General features: G+C 68.6%; 14 protein-coding genes. 5 read left to right on the plus strand and 9 right to left on the minus strand.

What is annotated here, in order from left to right:
* Positions 1 to 172: 172 nt before the first annotated feature.
* Entirely contained in the window at positions 173 to 967 is a 795-nt protein-coding gene (locus tag ACIBVN_RS32810; RefSeq protein WP_397143052.1) for a YwqG family protein, read from the minus strand.
* A 267-nt stretch (positions 968 to 1,234) separates the two neighbouring features.
* On the opposite strand from ACIBVN_RS32810, the gene ACIBVN_RS32815 reads away from it, so the two are divergent.
* Together ACIBVN_RS32815 and ACIBVN_RS32820 are read left to right on the plus strand one after the other, a co-directional pair.
* Positions 1,235 to 1,567: a hypothetical protein gene (locus tag ACIBVN_RS32815; RefSeq protein ID WP_397143054.1), complete on the plus strand. Its 333-nt coding sequence runs from the start codon at positions 1,235 to 1,237 to the stop codon at positions 1,565 to 1,567.
* A 268-nt stretch (positions 1,568 to 1,835) separates the two neighbouring features.
* Positions 1,836 to 2,765 carry a hypothetical protein gene (locus ACIBVN_RS32820; protein WP_397143056.1) on the plus strand — a complete coding sequence of 310 codons (930 nt, stop codon included), beginning with the start codon at positions 1,836 to 1,838 and terminating at the stop codon, positions 2,763 to 2,765.
* A gap of 143 nt (positions 2,766 to 2,908) precedes the next feature.
* Here ACIBVN_RS32820 and ACIBVN_RS32825 read toward each other — a convergent pair whose 3' ends face one another.
* A complete protein-coding gene (locus tag ACIBVN_RS32825) occupies positions 2,909 to 3,388 on the minus strand; it encodes an HIT family protein (protein WP_397143058.1) in 480 nt (159 codons plus the stop codon).
* A gap of 193 nt (positions 3,389 to 3,581) precedes the next feature.
* On the opposite strand from ACIBVN_RS32825, the gene ACIBVN_RS32830 reads away from it, so the two are divergent.
* Together ACIBVN_RS32830 and ACIBVN_RS32835 are read left to right on the plus strand one after the other, a co-directional pair.
* Positions 3,582 to 4,328, plus strand: a complete 747-nt coding sequence (locus ACIBVN_RS32830; protein ID WP_397143060.1) for an alpha/beta fold hydrolase — start codon at positions 3,582 to 3,584, stop codon at positions 4,326 to 4,328.
* Between the two features lie 578 nt (positions 4,329 to 4,906).
* The gene (locus ACIBVN_RS32835; protein ID WP_397143062.1) at positions 4,907 to 7,741 is read left to right on the plus strand and encodes a BTAD domain-containing putative transcriptional regulator; all 2,835 of its coding nucleotides are present in this window, start codon (positions 4,907 to 4,909) and stop codon (positions 7,739 to 7,741) included.
* A 57-nt stretch (positions 7,742 to 7,798) separates the two neighbouring features.
* On the opposite strand, the gene ACIBVN_RS32840 is transcribed toward ACIBVN_RS32835, so the two are convergent.
* The 6 genes from ACIBVN_RS32840 to ACIBVN_RS32865 form a co-directional block, all read right to left on the minus strand.
* Positions 7,799 to 8,287, minus strand: coding sequence for a phospholipase A2 (locus ACIBVN_RS32840; RefSeq protein ID WP_397143064.1), 489 nt, complete (start codon positions 8,285 to 8,287; stop codon positions 7,799 to 7,801).
* 58 nt (positions 8,288 to 8,345) lie between these two features.
* On the minus strand, positions 8,346 to 8,984 hold the full coding sequence (locus ACIBVN_RS32845) for a hypothetical protein (RefSeq protein WP_397143066.1): 639 nt from the start codon (positions 8,982 to 8,984) through the stop codon (positions 8,346 to 8,348).
* Positions 8,985 to 9,473: 489 nt separating this feature from the next.
* Positions 9,474 to 11,573, minus strand: a complete 2,100-nt coding sequence (locus ACIBVN_RS32850; RefSeq protein WP_397143068.1) for a BTAD domain-containing putative transcriptional regulator — start codon at positions 11,571 to 11,573, stop codon at positions 9,474 to 9,476.
* A gap of 499 nt (positions 11,574 to 12,072) precedes the next feature.
* Positions 12,073 to 12,750: a response regulator gene (locus tag ACIBVN_RS32855; protein ID WP_397143070.1), complete on the minus strand. Its 678-nt coding sequence runs from the start codon at positions 12,748 to 12,750 to the stop codon at positions 12,073 to 12,075.
* Positions 12,732 to 13,841 carry a hypothetical protein gene (locus tag ACIBVN_RS32860; RefSeq protein WP_397143072.1) on the minus strand — a complete coding sequence of 370 codons (1,110 nt, stop codon included), beginning with the start codon at positions 13,839 to 13,841 and terminating at the stop codon, positions 12,732 to 12,734. Before ACIBVN_RS32860 ends, ACIBVN_RS32855 begins: the two co-directional genes overlap by 19 nt.
* The gene (locus tag ACIBVN_RS32865; protein WP_397143074.1) at positions 13,834 to 14,961 is read right to left on the minus strand and encodes a sensor histidine kinase; all 1,128 of its coding nucleotides are present in this window, start codon (positions 14,959 to 14,961) and stop codon (positions 13,834 to 13,836) included. The genes ACIBVN_RS32860 and ACIBVN_RS32865 overlap by 8 nt, the downstream gene beginning before the upstream one ends.
* A 259-nt stretch (positions 14,962 to 15,220) precedes the next feature.
* On the opposite strand from ACIBVN_RS32865, the gene ACIBVN_RS32870 reads away from it, so the two are divergent.
* On the plus strand, positions 15,221 to 17,074 hold the full coding sequence (locus ACIBVN_RS32870) for an exo-alpha-sialidase (protein ID WP_397143076.1): 1,854 nt from the start codon (positions 15,221 to 15,223) through the stop codon (positions 17,072 to 17,074).
* 125 nt (positions 17,075 to 17,199) lie between these two features.
* Here ACIBVN_RS32870 and ACIBVN_RS32875 read toward each other — a convergent pair whose 3' ends face one another.
* A complete protein-coding gene (locus tag ACIBVN_RS32875) occupies positions 17,200 to 18,132 on the minus strand; it encodes a dihydrodipicolinate synthase family protein (RefSeq protein ID WP_397143078.1) in 933 nt (310 codons plus the stop codon).
* Between the last annotated feature and the right edge of the window lie 100 nt (positions 18,133 to 18,232).

The raw sequence follows: 18,232 nt of genomic DNA on the forward strand, positions 1-18,232 counted from the left end.
CCTGGTCCGAGGATGGCCACGGCGTTGTCACCGATCGGAAGCAGGGCGTTGGTCTGGAACGGCAAGGAGCCGCGTCCCGGGCTCGGCCGTCGGCGCGCCCGGTGTCTTCAACGGGCTCTGACCCACTTTCGATGATCGGTTAGTCAGGGTGATGCCGAGCGTGGGCGGGACGTCAATGGCCCTGGACATCGAAGACGACCCTGGAGAAGTCGCGGGTGGCGAGGTGGTCCCGGCGTATGCCCCAGACGATGTGTGCCCCGTCGCCCCAGCCCATGTGCTCCGTCTCGTCCAGCTGAAGAAGCAGTACCCACTGACGGGCTTCGGCATAGAACGACTCTTCGTCGTACCAGCCTGCGCCCTGACGTTCGGCGGCAACGGCCTCGAACGGTGACTGCAGGACCATGGCATGGCCGCCGACCTGGTGCCGTGAGCCATGGTGGCGGAGCTCGTACTCGCCGACCACTTCCTTGAACTCCCGTCCGGCTGACACATGGTTCCAGATCGCAGGAAACACCGCCGAGCCTCCGCCAAACGCTTCGGCGAGCTCCGGCTGAACATTGTCCGGCCAGGTGAGCACAGTTCGCGCGGTAAGCAGCTCCTCCGGGTAGACCCAGCCTTCGGACTGCTGAAGCGTGGGCGTCCCGGCAGGCACGTAGATCACGGCATCGCCGTCACCCTCGAACTCGACGAAGAACAGCAGCGTGCCATCCCCGGGCAGCTCGATGTCCACCTCATACGCGGCCAGCCGCGCACAGTCGAGGGTGGCGACGAGTGACAGCGGACGCGAACTCGGACCGACCGGCCAGGACACGCCTTCCGGCAGGTCCGCGACCCCGCCCAGCCGCCCGACCACCGGCTGGTCATCCTGAGCGATCGATAGCTGGATTGCCGGACGTAACAGCGCGAGCAGCCGGTCGGCGGTTTCAGCGGGCAGATGGGCTCGGGCGAGGTCGGCGAAGTCCGTCATGCCCGGGGATCATGCCACGGTGCACCGACATCAACGAGTGGCCGTGAGGTCAATTGTGCTGCATGCGCTGGCGGGCGAGGGCGCCTGCTGCCTCACTTTGTTTGGATGTACACGGTGTTGGCGTCGACGACTTGGCCACGTGGCTGAAGGACCATTTTCGCTACGGCACCGGAGAAGACCATCCGCGCGCAGTGGCCCCAGAGAATTTCGTTTCATCCATGCACAACATCAGGAAATCTAATTCCGTATCTTGGTAGGGTCGCGGCCGTGGCCGATCTGGACCAGTTAGAACATGACCTTGTCGACCTGCTGACCGCTGCTGGATTCCCGTACGCGGACGAGAACGTCAGCGGCTTCTCCTTGACCCGTGGCACCCGATCCATCCAGGTGGGCTGGCGCCTCTTTGAGACCATGCTCATCGCCCTCGACAAAGACCACCCGATGGCACGCTTCGAGCTTGACGTGGTGAACGCCACCATCAGAGCCTTGGCTGAGATCCTCGCCATGGCCGGCTACACGGTCACCCTCAGCCTGCCCGACAACGACGAGGATCGGGATCTGCAACTCGAAGTCATCGCCGGCCCCAGCCGTTCCGGCTGACTGCTCCAGTTGATGATCAGGTCCAGCGGAGGCGACGCGAGACGGCGGAGAACGTCGGCGGCAGCGCAGATGCCGAGCACGCCGATCCCATCACAGACCACGGTCGGGTGAGTGCTCAGGAAGCCGACCGCATGGTGGATGTCGCGGATGTCGATGACACACAAACGTTCCATGCCGAACAGCATGACGGCCCGCAAAGCCGACAAACAGGATGACCACCTGCACCTATCCTTGCAGCAGCCGGCACGACCACAACGGGGGTGAAGGATTGAGCCTGGCCGACCTCGGGCTGACCGCCGAGCAGGAACGCGCCTACCGCTACTTCCTGCGCAACCCGCGCGCCGACCTGGAGACCGCGGCCCTCGACCTCGTCATGCCAGACCTGCACCGGTTGATCGATGAGCTGGAGGCGCTGGGCCTGCTGGACGCGTCGCTGACCGCGGTCCCTCCCGCCACCGCGGTGGAGCTGCTGGTACGTCGGCGCATCGAGCAGACCCAGCGCCAGCTCACCGAGCTCACCGCCGCCTGGGACGTCGTCACGGAACTGGCCGAGGAGCAACGCCGTGGCTGCCCGGTCCAGATGGTCGAACACCTCCAGAACGGGCAGCACGTCACCAGCCGCATCGAGGCCCTGCTGCACGCCAACCCCGACGATTTTCTGCACATCAAGACGCACGCCCTGTACGGCGGGTGGCGCTACGACGACTCGCCTCTCAAGCGCGCGCTGGCCGCGGGTCTGACCAGCCGGACCCTCTTCTCGATCCACGCCTTGGAGGATCCGCGGCAGGTGCCCTACGCCAAGGAGTGGCACGCCCTCGGAGATCTGCACCGGATCACCGCCGAGCCGATCCGGCACCTGGCCGTCGTCAACCGGTCAGTCGCCTTCGTCCAGGCCGACCCCGCCGACCCCAAAGCCGGTGCTCTGCAGATCCGGCAGCCGGGCGCGGTCGCGATGCTGGTGGACGTGTTCGAGGGCATGTGGGCGCGGGCACGCGACCTGGACGACCTGCCGCTGTCCCCGATCGAGCAGCGGGTGTTACGAGCCCTGACCTGCCATGACACCGACGAGGCGGCCGCCAGGTCGATCAACGTCTCGGTCCGCAAGTTCCGCACGCACGTCGCCGACCTCATGGCCCGGCTTGGCGCCGGCACCCGCTTCCAGGCCGGTGTGCTGGCCAAGGAGCGCGGCTGGCTGTGAGCCTCGTCCAGGCAATGGGGAATGATCGGGTGGCGTGGGTTGTTGATCTTAGGCGGCCTCGATAGCGGGTGCCAAGGCCGTGCCGGATGCGCTTGTGGTGCTCGAGCGGGAAGCGCAAGTACGGGGTCAGCGATAGGAGCGGGTCAGCTCGACGAGCGCAGCCGGTCCAACTCGCTGCTGATCGCCTCTCTCAGTACATCGTGTTGCGGGCCGAGCGCGAACTGCTCGTCGCCCCATCTGTCGTGGGGGTAGAGCCACACGGGCCTTCCCACAAGGTCGGGCGGTTCCCACTCAAACCTCGGCCATACATGCGCGTGCAGGAACCGGTCGGTATTGCCGAGGATCTCCAGATTGACTCGGCGGAAGGCCGGGTCGAGACGACGGCAGACCCGCTCAACGGCCTCTCCCAGCTGATCCATGTCGGACAGGAAGGACAGCCGCTTGTCCTTCGGGAGGTCCGACAGCCGTTCCACGTCAGAATCGTCTATCAGCAGCACCGAGTATCCCGGCAGAAACTGAGTGTCCCCGATCACCGCGAACCCGGCGTCCATCCGTCGCAGCACCGTGGGATTTTCACCCCGCAGCGCACTCCCGATCCGATCCGTCCGCCAGTTTTCAGTCATGATCGCAACCTACACAGCCGGGATGAGCAGCCTCTCAGCCTGCCGCAGTCCCGGAGGGCAAGCCGAGCAGACCTGGGAAAGGACCTGCTGGTCTGTTTGGGCCAAATATCAGTCAGGGTGCGGGGTAGGCCATTGCGCCATGACGGGACATGGACGCACCACCTCAGCGTGGCCGGCTGCAGTCGAGCATCGGATGATCGACGTTGATGGCATGGAGGTCTTCTACCGTGAGACCGGGCCGCCGGACGCGCCGGTCCCAGGCTTCGGCTACAGCGCCACGCCCGACGGCTTCTCCTACACCTTCACCGGCTACGCCGACTTCCTGGAACGCTTCACGCACAAGATGCGCCTGTCGCGGTATGCCCTCTACCTGCACGACTACGGCTCCCAGTTCGGGCTCCGCCTGGCCATGCGCGCCCCGGAACGGGTCAGCGCGCTCATCATCCAGAACGGCGACATCTACGAGGACGAGCTCGGACCGAAGTACACCTGGCTCAAGGAATTCTGGGCGAACCCAACGGACGAGGGCCGGGCGAAGCTGACCGCGAACGTCACGGAGGAAGGCTTCCGTGACGAGTTCGTCGGCGAGCTGCCCAGTCGTCTCGTCGAACGGGTGAGCCCGGATCTGTGGAAGCTGCACTGGTCGCTGATGAACACCCCGCAGCGCCGCGCGAACGTCGTGGGCCTCTTCGAGGACCAGGCGACGACGCTGGAGTGGTTCCCGAGGGAGCAGGCATACCTGCGCGAGCACCGTCCTCCCACGTTGATCGTGTGGGGTCCACACGACGGCTACATGCCGGAGGGGTCAGCCAGGGCCTATCTACGCGACCTGCCTGACGCCGAGCTGCATCTGCTCGACGCCGGACATTGGGCGCTGGAGACCAATCTCGGCGAAATCGTCGCCCTCATCCGCGAGTTCCTGTCACGCGTCATCCCGTAGACCCTTCAGCGCCGGCATCGGCCAGCGCTACGATGCCTGCCTTGCCAGGTAACTCTCCCTACCCCGCCGAGCTGCGCCGTCGAGCGGTGCGGATGGTCGCCTCGCCAAGGTGCGGCCCGACCGAGTGGGCCACGACTGCTGGACTTGTCGCTGTTCACAGTCATCGCCATGGAGCGTAGTCAGCCGCGTACCTGCCGCAGCGCGTCGGCCAGGAACGGTCTCCCGCCGCACCCTCCACCCGCCTCGGCTTCACACCACGGCATCCGGCTCCGATGGGTGCCCACCGATCGCCCACCCCACCGTCGCCCAGGGTCCAGACGCGGTCGGCGGTCAACTCCAGGGCACCGGCCAGCGGGAGTGTGAGAACACTCCTGCCGTCACCGACGGGCGGGAGTGGAAGTAAGCCGAGCTGCCGCTCCTCCTTGGCCAGGGTGAAGTCACGCAGTGAAGAGTCCACGACACGGCGACAGCGTGCAGCCGGCGGTATGTCGTGGGTGGGTTCGTCACCTGCAGAGCCTCGCCCGCGTGACGATCACGACCGATAAAATCCGATCTCTGGCCCACGGAAGGTTGTTGCGATGGGACTGAGGATCAAGATCTTAGGTCCGTGGGAGCTGACGGCAGGCGGCGACGTGCTGCCGCTGACCGGCAGCCGGCGGATCGGCCTGCTGGCCCGGCTGGCGTTGAGCGCCGGGCGGGTGGTCACCACTGACCAACTTCTCACCGATGTGTGGGGGGAGAGCCGGGCGGCGACGGCGCCGAAGCAGCTCCACATCGTGGTGTCGAAGCTTCGCGAGTTCCTTGCGCCCCGGGCGCTCGACGAGGTCATCGTGACCGCGCCGGGTGGATACTGCCTGGACGTGCCGCCTGATCACGTCGATGCGCACCTGTTCATGCGGCTGGTGCGCGAAGCGCGTGCGGGCCGGGCCAGAGGAGAGACCACTACGGCGGACAGGTCGTTCCGGCAGGCTCTGGCCTTGTGGCGGGGAGAGGCTCTGGCGGGCATGTCGGCGGAGTGGGCCCAGATCGAGGCCACCCGCCTGACGGAGGAACGTCTCACCGCTCTGGAGGACCACGTCGATCTGCGGATGGCGGCGGGCGATCACCACGCGGTGATACCGGAGCTGACCGTCCACATCGAGGCGCACCCGCTGCGGGAGAGGCCGCATGCGCAGCTGATGCTGGCGCTGTATCGCGCTGGACGGTCGTCAGAAGCGCTCGCGGTCTACCAGGAGGCTCGCCGCGTCATGGTCCAGGAGCTCGCCATCGAGCCGGATGCCGCGCTGCGCCGGCTCCAGCAGGCGGTGCTCGCTCGCGATCCCGTCCTCGATCTGACCGCTCCGGCGCAGGATGCCACGCTCGGCGACGCCGCCGCCCCGGCCGAGCTGCCCGCCGACACCCGCGCCTTCACCGCCCGCGATGCCGAGCTCGCCTGGCTCGACAAGGCGCTCACCGACCCGGGGGCCGGCGCGCCGGCCATCGTCGCCATCGGCGGTCCCGGCGGGATCGGCAAATCCGCGCTGGCCGTACACCTGGCGCGCGCCGTCGCCGACCGCTATGCCGACGGCGTTCTCTACATCGACCTGCACGGCGCCACCGACGGCCTCCGGCCTCTGTCGCCGCTCGAGGCGCTCGGCCGGCTTCTGCGCTCGCTCGGCCTGGACGGCTCCGCCGTACCGAGCACAGTCGACGAGGCTGCGGCCCGCTACCGATCCCTCACCTCGGCGCGGAACATGCTGCTCATCCTCGACAACGCCCTCGACACCCGCCAGGTTCGCCCGCTCATTCCCGCCGGCTCGGGGTGTGCGGTCGTCATCACGAGCCGGCAGGTTCTCACCTCGGTCGACGGGGCGAGCCAGCTGAACTTGCCCGGCCTCGACCCGTCCGATTCCACCGCGCTGCTGGCCCGGATCTCCGGTCCCGAGCGGGTCCACGCCGAGCCGGAGGCCGCCGGGCGGATCGTCCGGCTCTGCGGGGGCCTGCCCCTCGCCCTTCGCATCGCAGCGGCACGGCTGGCCGCCCGCCCCGACTGGACGCTGTCCTACCTCGCCGACAGGCTCGCCGACGCCACCCGCCGCCTGGACACGCTGGAGTATGCCGACCTGGCTGTCCGCGCCAGCATCGCCGTCAGCCTCCATCACCTCAAGGAGGAGCCCGTCGGCCGGGACGCCGCCCACGTGTTCGCCCTGCTCGGCCTCCTCGACACGCCAACCCACACCCCAGCAGCCACCGCTGCTCTCGCTGATCGGCCCGAGCGCACGGCAGAGGCTGCGCTGGACCGCCTCCTGGATGCCCGGCTGCTCGAATCGGCGGGTCCGGGCCGCTACCGGATGCACGACCTCCTCCGCCTCTACGCCCGCGAACAAGCGGACGACATCGTCCAGGAGAGCGATCGGGTGGCCGCCACCCGCCGCGCGTTGCACCACTACCTGGCCACCGCCAGGACGGCCAGCCTGCTGCTCGATCCCACCTCCGTCATCGTCAGAAACCTTCGCGCCGACCAGCCGGGCGTTCGCCTGGATACACCGCGGGAGGCGATCGACTGGATCGAGCTGGAGCGCGACAACCTCATCGCCGTCGCCCGGCAGGCCGCCACCCGCACCGACGATCCCGGCACGGTCGAAGGGCTCGCCGCCGGTCTCAACAGACCCTTCAGCCACAGAGGCTGGCTCGCTGATCTGGCCGAGATCCATCACCGCGCCCTTCAGGTGGCCGTCAGGACTGGTGAATGGGCGAGCCAAGCCCGCGGGCACAACCAGTTGGGCTGCATCCACAAGAACCAAGGTCGCTTCGAGCCTGCGGTCGAGCAGTTCGAGCGTGCCCTCGTGTGCTGGGATCGAGCAGGCCTGCCCCTGCGTAAGGCGGGCACCCTCAACAACCTCGGCATGACCTACGGCAAGCTGGGGCGGTTCGACGACGCGCTTGCCACCATGGACGAGGCGACAGCGACAGCGACAGCCAGCGGCCTGCGCGACTACCAAGCGATGATCCTCAACAGCCGGGCCGCGGTGCTGATCAGAATGGGCCGGCTGGACGACGCGATCGACGCGGGCCGAAGAAGCCTGGAGATCTGGGCGGAGTTCGACAATCCCTCCGGCGAGGGAGGGGCGGCCGAGACGCTGGCCGATGCTTACCGACGCGCCGGCAGGCTCGCCGAGGCCGAGGCTGGATACAGGAGGGCGGCCTTCCTCCACCACAGGGCCGGTGCCCGCGCGCTGGAGGCCGTTGCCCTGTGGGGGCTCGGCGACACCCTGTACGATCTTGGACGGCAGGAAGAGGCGCGGAAGTACTGGCACCAGTCAGCTCGGATGCTGTGTGATGTCCACCTCCTCACCGAGGCGGAGTTGGAGATCCTGCTCGCCCAGGACCTCCCCCAGCCTCCCGACCCCGTCAAGCACTTGGGAACGCGTTGAGACATCGGGTTTCCTCGGTCACGGGACTCGCCGATGCGGTCCAGGAACCAGCTGTGACTACCCGAACAGCTTGACCGCGGCGTAGAACTCGTACGCCACGGTCTTGCAGGCGACCTTCTTCGCGCCGGAGAAACGCCCGTCACACGTTCTCTTCATGTCTCCGTGGAATGCCGAGTCCACGCTCTTCTTGTACGTATTCTTCCAGCTGCTCGCACTCGCGATATTCTTGACGTTTCTGTAGCCGAAGTCGTGCCGGGTGCAGGGAATCAGGAAGATGAGCTTCCAGGCGTCGGCGTTCTTTATTTCCTTCGGCACCGAGCAGCCGTTGGAACTCCAGTCGAAGTTGTAGGCCTTGACGGTATCGGTGTTCCGGTTCACACGGGCCTTCGCCCACCTGTCGAAGCTGGTCTTGGAGTCCATCGTGAGCTGCACCGCCATCACGAGCCGCTCCGACTTGCTCTTGTCCAGTGCCGTGGCCTGCGCCGGAGCGGCCAGCGCGGCGCTCGCTGCCAGAGCTGCAACGGTAACCGCCAATGTCTTTTTCATGGTTACTCTTTCCGATGCCCGGAGGAATACTGAAAAAAGAGTCGCAGCGCCGCTGGGCTTACCGCAACGGAACAGGTCGTGCCGGCTGCCGGAACATACCGCCGACATACCGGCTCGTGGAATTCTCAGAAGTACGTGAAGAGGTCGCCGACGCCGTCAACGTTGAAGTCCGGTGTGGCCGACGCGCCCACCCCGGCCTAGTTGGGGTTCTGTGCGTGGGTGAGGGTCTCCCAGCCCAGGAAGTGGGACGCGCCGGCCGGACGGTTCTGCACGACCCACTTCGAATGTCGTCGTATCCGAGCCGGTGGTGCAGCGCGTTGTAGCCGACCTCGAAGTGCGCTCCGAGGATGCCGGCCGTCTCCGCGACGTGGGAGATGGCCGCGAGACCCCATCCGGTGTGCCAGAAGTCACGGCAGGTCTCCTGGGTCAGCCCGTCCACGAACGTGGTCTGCCCGTGCCAGTACTCGATGATCTCGGCTTTGGTGTCGTACGTGCTGCGCGGTGGCGCCTTGGGCAGCGAGCCGTCCGTCGTGAGGTAGATGTAGGCGGGCAGCCTGCCACGCCAGGTCGTGACCGCCCGGTCGAATGAGGCACGGTCGTCCAGATGTACGGCGATGCCGATGGCGGCATCCGTCATGATCAGTTCCCAGTTGCCGTTCTTGTTCGGCGCGCCGGCGATCACGGTCGGTAGATACACAGTACGGAGCACGCGGGCGAACCGCCCGGCCTGCGGCCAGACTGCGGCTCGCGGACCATGTCCAGGGCTGGGGCGTGCGAGGAGTCCCAGGTGTTCAACCGCCATTTCTGACCGCAAGGGAAGGGCAGCTGGAAATCCGGAGCCGCCACGGCCGGAGCCGATGTCACGACCAGAGCGCCGGCGACGACCGTCAGGAGCATGGCCGCGCCGGCTAAGCGTCTGTCCAGCACGTCGTCTCCTCTCTCTGGAGGTTTCGGATAAAGACGCGACACACCGAAGAAATCCGTCGTGTGTCCGGGCGCTACCCGAGAGTAGGAGCTGGCGGTATGCGCCCGGTATGTTGCGGCCAGTACCGAGGTCAGCGTGCCCATGGCGCGCTTCTCGTGAAGCCCACGCTCAGCCGGTCGGTCAGGCTGACGGCGATGGTGGCGGCCGCACCAACGCAGCACGACGGATCGCGATCTCACACCGCCAATCGGGCTGGAAGCTCTACGAGCCGGCCCTTACGCCGGATGCGCCAATTTGTGGTTGCGGCGCGACATTGTGCGGTGGCCGCGGCGCCAGGGTCGACGGCTGCCTGCCGGCCGATGGCGAGGAGGTTGTCACGTTCGTTCGCGGCCCAACTGTTCGCCTCGTCCTGGGTGGCGAGCCGGCACCGCGCTGATCGTGCGGGTACCGCACTATGAGACTGTCCGTGCCGGGGTCGATCAGGACATGTGCGTTCTTGGCTGCGACCAGGTAGTGATGGAACGCGCGACGGGTGGCCGTGATGCGCACAGGTTCGGGCACGTGACGGGCGGCCTGCTCGCGGGCGTAGAGGCGGATCAGATCGTGCATCCGGTAGCGGCCGGGGCCGGCGGATTCGACGAGGCGGGCGGCCAAGAGCTGGTTGAGCGCGGCTTCCGCGCGGTGTTCCGGCCAGTCGGTGAGAGCGGACGCGGCAGCCACCGTGTGGGTGGGGGTTTCCAGGAGGCCGAGCAAGAAGAACGCGTGGGCGGCGTCGTGACCTGCGGGCTCTTTTGGAAGGTGCTGGAGGCTGACCGCGATGCTGTCCCGCATCGACAGGTCGGCGTGTTCGAGGGCATCGAGGCGTCGGCCTGGGTTGGCGAGCTGATCGGCCAGATGGGACAGTGCGCGATCGGGGCGAGCAGCCAGGCGTGCCGCTGAGATGCGGAGCGCGAGGGGAAGGCCGTTACATTGTCGTACGATCTGGCGTGCCGCTTCCGGCTCGGCACAGACTCGGCCGGGATCCACGAGGCGGGCGAACAGCGCGGTCGCGTCGGCGTGGTCGAGCCCGGTCAGGTGCAGACGCCTCGGCATGTCGAGTGAGGCCACGATCTCGCGGCTGGTGATGATGACCCCGCACGCGGGCCCGGCGGGAATGAGAGGCCGGACCTGGCTCGCGTCGAACGCGTCATCGAGGATGACCAGGAGGTTGCGCGTCGAGGTAAGGGAGCGGTACCGGGCGACGGCCTCGGCCAGGGTGGGCGGTATGGCGGTGCCGTCGAGCCCGAGTGAGCGTAGCAGCCGGCTCAGAGCCTCGACCGGCGACAGCGGCTGGAACCCGGCGGTGGCGGCGCGCAGATCGACGTAGAGAACGCCGTCAGTGAAGTGATCGGCGATGGCGTGCGCGGCGTGGACGGCCAGCGCGGATTTGCCGATCCCGCCGGGGCCATGTATCGCAACGACGGCCGGCGATTCGCGCACGGTGTCGGTGAGCGTCTTGTGCAGCCAGGCGATTTCGGTGGCGCGCGCGGTGAACGTCCGGGTGTCGGCGGGCAGTTCGGCCGGGACGACGGGCTTGGTGAGCGTGGTTCGCTGCACCGGGGAGGTGAGGTCGAGTGCGGGATCTCGCCGGAGCACCGCCTGCTGCAGCCGACGCAACGCCGCTCCTGGTTCGATGCCCAGCTCATCGACCATGACGCGGCGAGTCTCCTGGTACACCGCGAGGGCTTCCGACGATCGGGAGGCCCGGTACAGCGCCAGCATCAGCTGGGCGCGAGGGCGTTCCCGAAGGGGGTGGGCCTCGGCGTGGGCCGTGAGCGCCGGCACCACCGCGTGATGATCACCGGCCGCCAGGCGGAGGTCGACATGGTCTTCCAGTGCGGTCAGGTGCTCCTCTTCCAGGCGGGCGGACTCGATCTGGGCCCATGAGGCAGTTATGCCGGCCAGCGCGTTACCCCGCCACAGAGCCAGAGCGCGCTGGAACAGCGCGTCCGCCCTCGCGATCTCGCCCTGCGCCCGCGCGGCACGTGCCTGGTGGGCCAGGAGCGTGAACAGGTGGGCGTCGATGCGTTCGCACGCGAGATTCAGCTGGTAGCCGCCGGAGACGGTCGCGATGATGTCGTCGCCTTGGTGCGGTGAGAGGACGCCGCGAAGCTTCGACACCACGATGTGCAGTTGTTTGCCGGCCGTCGTCGCTCTGCTCTGTCCCCATACTTGGGTAAGGAGTTCCTCCACGGGAACCGGCTGCCCAACGCTCAATGCCAGCCTGGTCAAGACCCCGACCCGCCGTGCACCGGCTACCTTCACCGGCTCACCGTTCACCGTGGCCTCCCATGGCCCCAGGAATTTGATCTCCAGTCCCATCAGGACTCCACCTGTCCTCTTGGATGGCCGACGCGGGGGGAAGGAGACATCTGCTGGCAGGCGCAGGACGAGCGGCTCATGCCGACGGCTCTCCTGCCCGGTGACTCGACGCGGGGCGCGAACACCTCAAGCGCCACGATCCTCGATCCCGTCGCGCCGTCCGCAGCGGCCAGCTGGACGACCCAGCCTGGAACGGCGTCATCGCCCGGCGGCGGCGCTGCCTCCCACAACGCCGCCGCCGACCCCCGTCGAGCTGCCGGTGCCCGTCTCGGTGCTCGACATCGACCAGAACTAGTCGATCACTTCACACACGAATCCCCACCTGTGCGAGCGATCGTGGACGCGCCGGTCGCGAAGATCAACGGCTTGGCAGGGACCTTCCCCCCATTCCTTTCACATCAATCCCTGCTGCCTCGTCGCAGAGGGTATTCGCACGGCTGCGCCGCGACTGATCGCCACTCTACGAAGGCACAAGGCGCGCCGGTGTCCGGTGAACGCCCTACATCGGGGTCCCTGTCTGGTTGAGCTCGGCGAGCGTGATGAGTCCGTCGTCGAGCGCGCGGCCGACGAGCTCGCTCTTGGTACGGGCGGCCCGCCCGACGTTGGCGTACTTCACCCGTACCCGCGCGATATAGGTGTCGACGGTCTTGACCGTGATGTTGAGCTTCGCGGCGACGAGTTCCTTGGACGAGGACACGAACCACGCCCGCAGCACCTCGGTCTCGCGCTGGGACAGGCGCGGCCGGCCAGGATCGTCATTGGCGATGAGCGCCCCGGACAGCGACGGCGCGGTGTAGGGCTCACCCCGCGCGGCTGCCCGGACGGCGGGCACCAGGTGATCGGGCCCCTCACGCTTGGTCAGATAGGCGAGGGCGCCGAGGTCGATGCATTTGATCGCGGTCGCGTCGTCGGTGTGCTGGGAGTACACGATCAAGCGCCGGCCGTTGTCGACCAGCCTGCGAAGCTCGCCGAAGTCGGGCCGGCGCGGCACCAGCTCCAGATCGAAGATCACCACGTCGGCGAGGGCGCCGGGTCCGGTCCAGACGTCAGCGAGCCGGTCCCCGGCGTCGATGAGCTCGATGGGTGGCACGGCCTGGGAGCACCACAGGCGCACACCTGCGGCGATGGCCGCATGATCGTCCACGATCACCGCGGTGATCAGCTCGTCCGCTGCCATCGGGCCTCCACCCAGACTGTGTCGTCGTTCTTCAACGCCTCGACCTGCACGCCAGGTGTGGCCGGGCTCGGCATGTTCAGCTCACCGCAGTCCGCGACCACGCTGACCGACACCAGGTCGGCACTGCCGATGACGGTGACCCGCGCCCGGGAGACGGTGGTGGCGAGGACGATGAGCACCGCCTCGGTGAGGTCGCGCCGAACGGCCAGAGGCGGCTCGGGCCACTGGCCGCGTGTGTCCAGTTCCACCACGACGCCCTTGCGGTCCGCCACGTCGATGCAGTGGCGCAGCTCGTGCAGCAGAGGATTCGCGACATTGTCGGCCTCGGCGAACAGTCTGCGCATCCGGGCCGCCTCGATGGCACAGTCCCGTTGGACCACCGGGTCCTCGGGACGCAACGAGCCGTCGGCGAGCCCCTCCAGGAGCGGGACCGTGGCGGCCGACAGCTCCACGAACCGCTGTTGCCTGCGGCGGTGGGACTCCACGGCGACGGCCTCGGCGATGCGCACCTGCTCGATCTCCCTCCGGGAGTTCGCCGCCGCCGCGCTGAGACGGAGCAGAACGGCCGCCACCACGGCCAAGCACAGCGGAAAGCCGATCACGGACACCGAGCCGGTGGCGAACCTGGCCAGCGCCCCCCGGCTGAGGTTGTCGAACAGGACCAGGTGGAGCAGTGCAACGAGCTCGTGGGCCAGCAAGAACGACGCCGCCGCCCGCAACGGACGGTCGAGCAGCACGACGACGCCCACCCAGTTGGCCGCGCCGAACACCCAGTCCACGCCCGTGGACGTGCGTCCGTCCGGCAGGGCCGCGTACGACAGCACGGACGCGCCGAGCACGACGGCGATGGCCGGCCCACGCAGCCGGCCCCACGAACGCCCCCGGACGAGCAGCACGGCCTCGCCGACGAGCACGACCCCCAGTGCCGCGAAGGCGGCCAGCTGCGTACGCGGCGACTCATGGACGTCCAGATGGCCGAGCAGGTTGGCCAGCCCGAGCCCGAACACGGTCGCCATGGCGACGAGCAACGTCGCGATCCGCAGGCCGTGCCGTAACTGCGCGCGCGTCACCTCCTCGACGGCGTCAGTCATGGCCGGCTCGCCATTCCAGCCGTACGAGAGTGCCCTCTCCCTCGGCGGAGGTGATCGTGACGGTACCGCCGACGCGGCTCATCCTGCCGCGCACGGATTCGCGTATGCCGCGCCGGGTGGCCGGCACGTCCGTCGGCGAAAAGCCCTTCCCCTGGTCGGCGATGTCAAGTCGCAGGGCCCGCGCGTCCCCGCGCAGCCGGACGGTCGCGCGTGTCGTGCTCGCGTGGCGGCGTACGTTGGTGAGGGCTTCCCCTGCCGCGTCGGCGATCGCCCTGGCGACGTCGAACGGAAGCCGCAGCTGCTCGGGGGCGTCGAACTCCACGGTCAGATGCGTGGCGTCGAGGTCGGCGCGCAGCAGGTCGACGAGGTCGGCATACTGCGGTGCCGGCCCGCTGTCGGAGCGCAGCCTGTCCAGATCGCGGCGCGCCTGCGGTGCCAGCCAGTCCGCGTCCGAACGCACCTGCCCGACACCGACCATCAGCAGCGTCGTCGCCGCCGTGTCGTGCAACGCGTTGGCGAGCTCGCGTTCCTCCGCACGGGCTGCCGCGGCCACCAGCGACTCGCTGCGCACCCGCACGGCCTCGGCCGCCATTCGGTCGGCCCGTTCCGCGGCGCGCTGGACGACCACCCAGGCCGCTCTGGACAGCGCGGCCGCCGGGATCGCCCACGCCGTCCCTCTGATCAAGGTCGCGTCCACGTCCGCCGCTCCCGCCGCGGCGAGGATGCCCACCGCCCCGCCCCCGGCCGCCAGCGCCGCCGCGCCGCCTGCCAGCGGCGATGTGTGCCATTGGCATGTCACGCAGGCGAACGTGACCAGAAGCCGCAGCCACCCGGTGTTCCTGTCCTCGACGGCGTCGGTCCAGAAGACACTCGCGAACAGCCCCACCAGGACGACCACGTCCAGAGCCACCGGCAGGCTTCCCCGGCCGGCGCGCAGCCACCACGCGTATCCACAGGTCCAGGCGGCCGCGACACCGACCATGTACGCGGTGGCCGTAAAGCTCGCAGGAGCGGCGCGGAACAGGGCGATCCCGCAGATCGGGAGCAGCGTCGCCAGACGCACCGCGGCCGCATACCGGCGGCCGAAGCGCACCAGCAGCCGCGCCGCCTCCCCAGCCATCCGTCACCTCGCAGATCGCCTGCTCGCCGCCTTGCTGTGACGCAGCCTAACGAGTCGCCCTGTCCATCCGAGAATGGCGGTGATTGCCGCGATCGCCCTCTGATGAAACGTCTACTTCACTATTTATTAACATCCTACGTTGGACGTAGGATGTCCCCTCGTAATCTTCTCCTGCAGGAAGGGCGAGGACATGCACGATGGTCATCCCCCGGAGGGCCGTTCCGGGCGCCGTTCCCGGCGCCGCCGGGCGGGCGCTGTAATGGTGATCGCCGGCTTATTCGTCAGCGCGCTCAGCACGCCGGCGACCGCGGTGACGGCGGGCCCCTTCGAGCCCGGCGCGACCGCCGACACCGCACCGTTCGTGGACGAGCAGGTGCTCTACAAGCAGGGCGACTTCGGATACGGCTGCTTCCGGATCCCCGCCGTGGTGCGGGCCACGAACGGCATGCTCCTGGCGTTCGCCGAGGGGCGGGTGAAGGACTGCGGCGACGACGAGGACATCGACCTCGTGCTGCGCCGTTCCGCCGACGGCGGGCGGACCTGGGGACCACTGCAGGTGATCTCGGAGGGCAACGGCACGACCCACGGCAACCCGGTGCCGATCGTTGACGAGCGTACCGGGCGGGTCGTGCTGGTGAGCACCCACAACGGTGCGGAGCCGTGCCCGAACGGCTGCGACCGCGACCCGTGGGTGCAGTTCAGTGACGACCATGGGGCGACCTGGTCGGCTGCCAGGGAGATGACCGAGGGCAAGCGTCCGGAGTGGAACTTCTGGTACGCCACCGGCCCGATGCACGGCATCCAGCTCAAGCACGGCCCGCACGCCGGCAGGCTGGTCGTCGGGGCGAGTTTCGAGAGCTGGGACCGGGTCGGCAAGCACGTCTACGGCACGCACCTGCTCTACAGCGACGACAGCGGGGTGACCTGGAACATCGGCGCCGAGACGTCCCGCGACGACGGCACGGTCATCGCCCAGGAGGTCACCGTCGTCGAGCTCACCGACGGGCGGATCTACGCCTCGGCCCGCGAGCGCGGCACCGACGATGGGAATCGGGCGTACGCGACCAGCAGCGACAGCGGTGAGACGTGGGACGCTCCGTTCCGCACCATGCCCGCGCTGGCGACGACCGACGTCCAGGCGTCGCTGCTGCGGTTCGGCGAGGGGCGCATCCTCTTCTCCTCGCCGATGCACCCGGGCGCCCGGGAAGCGATGGGGATCCGGTCGTCCTACGACGAGGGGCGCCGCTTCGAGACCTGGGACCAGGGCAAGGTCTTCTACTGGGGACCGACGGCGTACTCGGACATGGTGCGGCTGGACGGCGACGAGGCGGCCCTGATGTACGAGGCCGGCAACATCACGCCGTACGAGCAGATCCGGTTCGCGCGGTTCAACGAGGCGTACCTGGAGACGCCGAACGGCACGCCGCCCGGCATCCCTGGACCTCCGGCACCCGGCCCGACGACGCCGGACGGTTCGCCGTACCGCAACATGGCATATGTCCGCGGCGGTGCGCAGACCACCGACGGGCGCTTCGGCAAGGGGCTGGCCCTGGACCGGGTGGACGACCGGGTGGAGGTGCCGTTCAACGACTCCATCGACCTCGGCGCGAAGGACTTCACGCTCACTTCCTGGATCCGGTACTCGGAGCAGACCGGCTCGCACGCGATCTTCTGGTTCCACCGGGTGAACCGGGGCACCAACCCGCCGGCGCTGTGGCTGCGGGCCGAACCGGCCAGCAACCGCATCCGGGCGGTCCTCTCCGTCGGCCGATTCAACGTGACCGTGCAGTCGCCGAGCGCGTACAACGACGGGCAGTGGCATTTCGTGGCGCTCCAGCGGGTGCGCGGCGAGCTCCGGCTCCTGGTGGACGGCGTACAGGTCTCGTCGGCGGCGGCGCCGCCCGGATCGTTGACCCTCGGCAAGGAGTTCGGGCTCGAGGGGATCCACATCGGACAGCGGATGGACGGTGTGGACCGCTTCCGCGGGACGCTGGACGAGGCACGCGTCTACCGGCGCGCCCTCACCGACGCCGAGCTGGACCTGATCCGACAGTGGAACGCCCCGATCGGCGGGCGGCTCGGGCTGCGTCTGCCGTTCGATCACGTCAGCTAAGAGGACACGAACCGCTTGGCGATGGCGCTCGCGGAGACCCTGCGGGCGTCATCGCCGTGCCTTGACGGTGCCCGGATGCCGGCATGGTGTACCGGAGAGACATCCTACGTCCTGCCGGGTGCTCGCTAAGCGGCTGGGAAGAGCTCGGGCAGTTGTGCCCGGGCCAGTGGCCTGAGCCGTACGGCGAGCGAGGCGTCGACCGACTCGTACGGCCACCGGACCCGGGTGCCGATGTCGGCCCAGTCGCCGAGGTGGGCCAGAAACTTGTCCAGCGCGGCACTGGCGTACCCGCTGCGCTGGAGCGGCCGGACATGCGCGGCGAAGAACTCGTGGATCCGTCGCTCCACATCGAGCGCGGCATCGGGTTGCGCCACCATCATCCGCTGCCACGCCATGGCGCCGGCCGGGCTGAGAGCGGCGATGTTCGAGTAGGAGCCGGCGGCACCGTGCCGCCGTCCGGTCGCCAGGTCATGGCCGGCGACGAAGACGGCGAGGCCGGCCGCGTGGCGCTCCATCTCCGCGTACCACCGCGCGTCACCGCCGGCCACCTTGATCCCGATGACCGCGGGAACCTCACGGCGGATCACCGGATACAGGTCGGCAGGCACCTGCGTCTTGGCGTGCGGCGGGTTGTACAGCACGAGCGGCACCGGGTCGGCGGCGGCCGCGACGCGGGCCAGGAAGCGCACCACCGCGCCGCGCGACAGCGGCAACCAGTCCGGCAGCGTCACCTGGATCGCACCGGGCCGGAGCGCCCGCGCGCGGCCCACCCGGGCCAGGCAGGTCTGCGCGCTCATGTGGCCGGCACCGATCTGGAACGGCAGCCGGTGCTGTTCGCACCGCTCGGCCAGCAGCGCGTTGACGCGGTCATACTCGTCCTCGCCGAGCGCGTGGAACTCGCCCGCGGTGCCGTGCGCGTACAGGCCGTCAAGCCCCACGGCGACGAGCACGTCCAGCGCCGCCTCAAGGCGCGCCCAGTCGATCGACTCGTCGTCCCGGATGGGCAGCAGCACCGTACCCCAGGTGCCGCCAAGGGCCCCCGGCGTCAATGTCTCCACGACGCCCCGCTATCCGATTGGCGCAAGTAGGACATCCTATGTCTTGCAGGTACGGCGGACAAGCCACGTCCCTCCGATGGCCCATCGGTGTCGTCGGCGT

It is taken from the genome of Nonomuraea sp. NPDC049400, from assembly GCF_044466425.1.
In the GTDB taxonomy this organism is placed as follows: domain Bacteria; phylum Actinomycetota; class Actinomycetes; order Streptosporangiales; family Streptosporangiaceae; genus Nonomuraea.

What these genes read in the sequence shown, in the direction of transcription:
- ACIBVN_RS32860 (WP_397143072.1), bottom strand. Translation starts at nt 13,841, where the DNA reads ATGACTGACGCCGTCGAGGAGGTGACGCGCGCGCAGTTACGGCACGGC.
- ACIBVN_RS32840 (WP_397143064.1), bottom strand. Translation starts at nt 8,287, where the DNA reads ATGAAAAAGACATTGGCGGTTACCGTTGCAGCTCTGGCAGCGAGCGCC.
- ACIBVN_RS32850 (WP_397143068.1), bottom strand. Translation starts at nt 11,573, where the DNA reads ATGGGACTGGAGATCAAATTCCTGGGGCCATGGGAGGCCACGGTGAAC.
- ACIBVN_RS32830 (WP_397143060.1), top strand. Translation starts at nt 3,582, where the DNA reads ATGATCGACGTTGATGGCATGGAGGTCTTCTACCGTGAGACCGGGCCG.
- ACIBVN_RS32870 (WP_397143076.1), top strand. Translation starts at nt 15,221, where the DNA reads ATGGTGATCGCCGGCTTATTCGTCAGCGCGCTCAGCACGCCGGCGACC.
- ACIBVN_RS32810 (WP_397143052.1), bottom strand. Translation starts at nt 967, where the DNA reads ATGACGGACTTCGCCGACCTCGCCCGAGCCCATCTGCCCGCTGAAACC.
- ACIBVN_RS32835 (WP_397143062.1), top strand. Translation starts at nt 4,907, where the DNA reads ATGGGACTGAGGATCAAGATCTTAGGTCCGTGGGAGCTGACGGCAGGC.
- ACIBVN_RS32865 (WP_397143074.1), bottom strand. Translation starts at nt 14,961, where the DNA reads ATGGCTGGGGAGGCGGCGCGGCTGCTGGTGCGCTTCGGCCGCCGGTAT.
- ACIBVN_RS32855 (WP_397143070.1), bottom strand. Translation starts at nt 12,750, where the DNA reads ATGGCAGCGGACGAGCTGATCACCGCGGTGATCGTGGACGATCATGCG.
- ACIBVN_RS32825 (WP_397143058.1), bottom strand. Translation starts at nt 3,388, where the DNA reads ATGACTGAAAACTGGCGGACGGATCGGATCGGGAGTGCGCTGCGGGGT.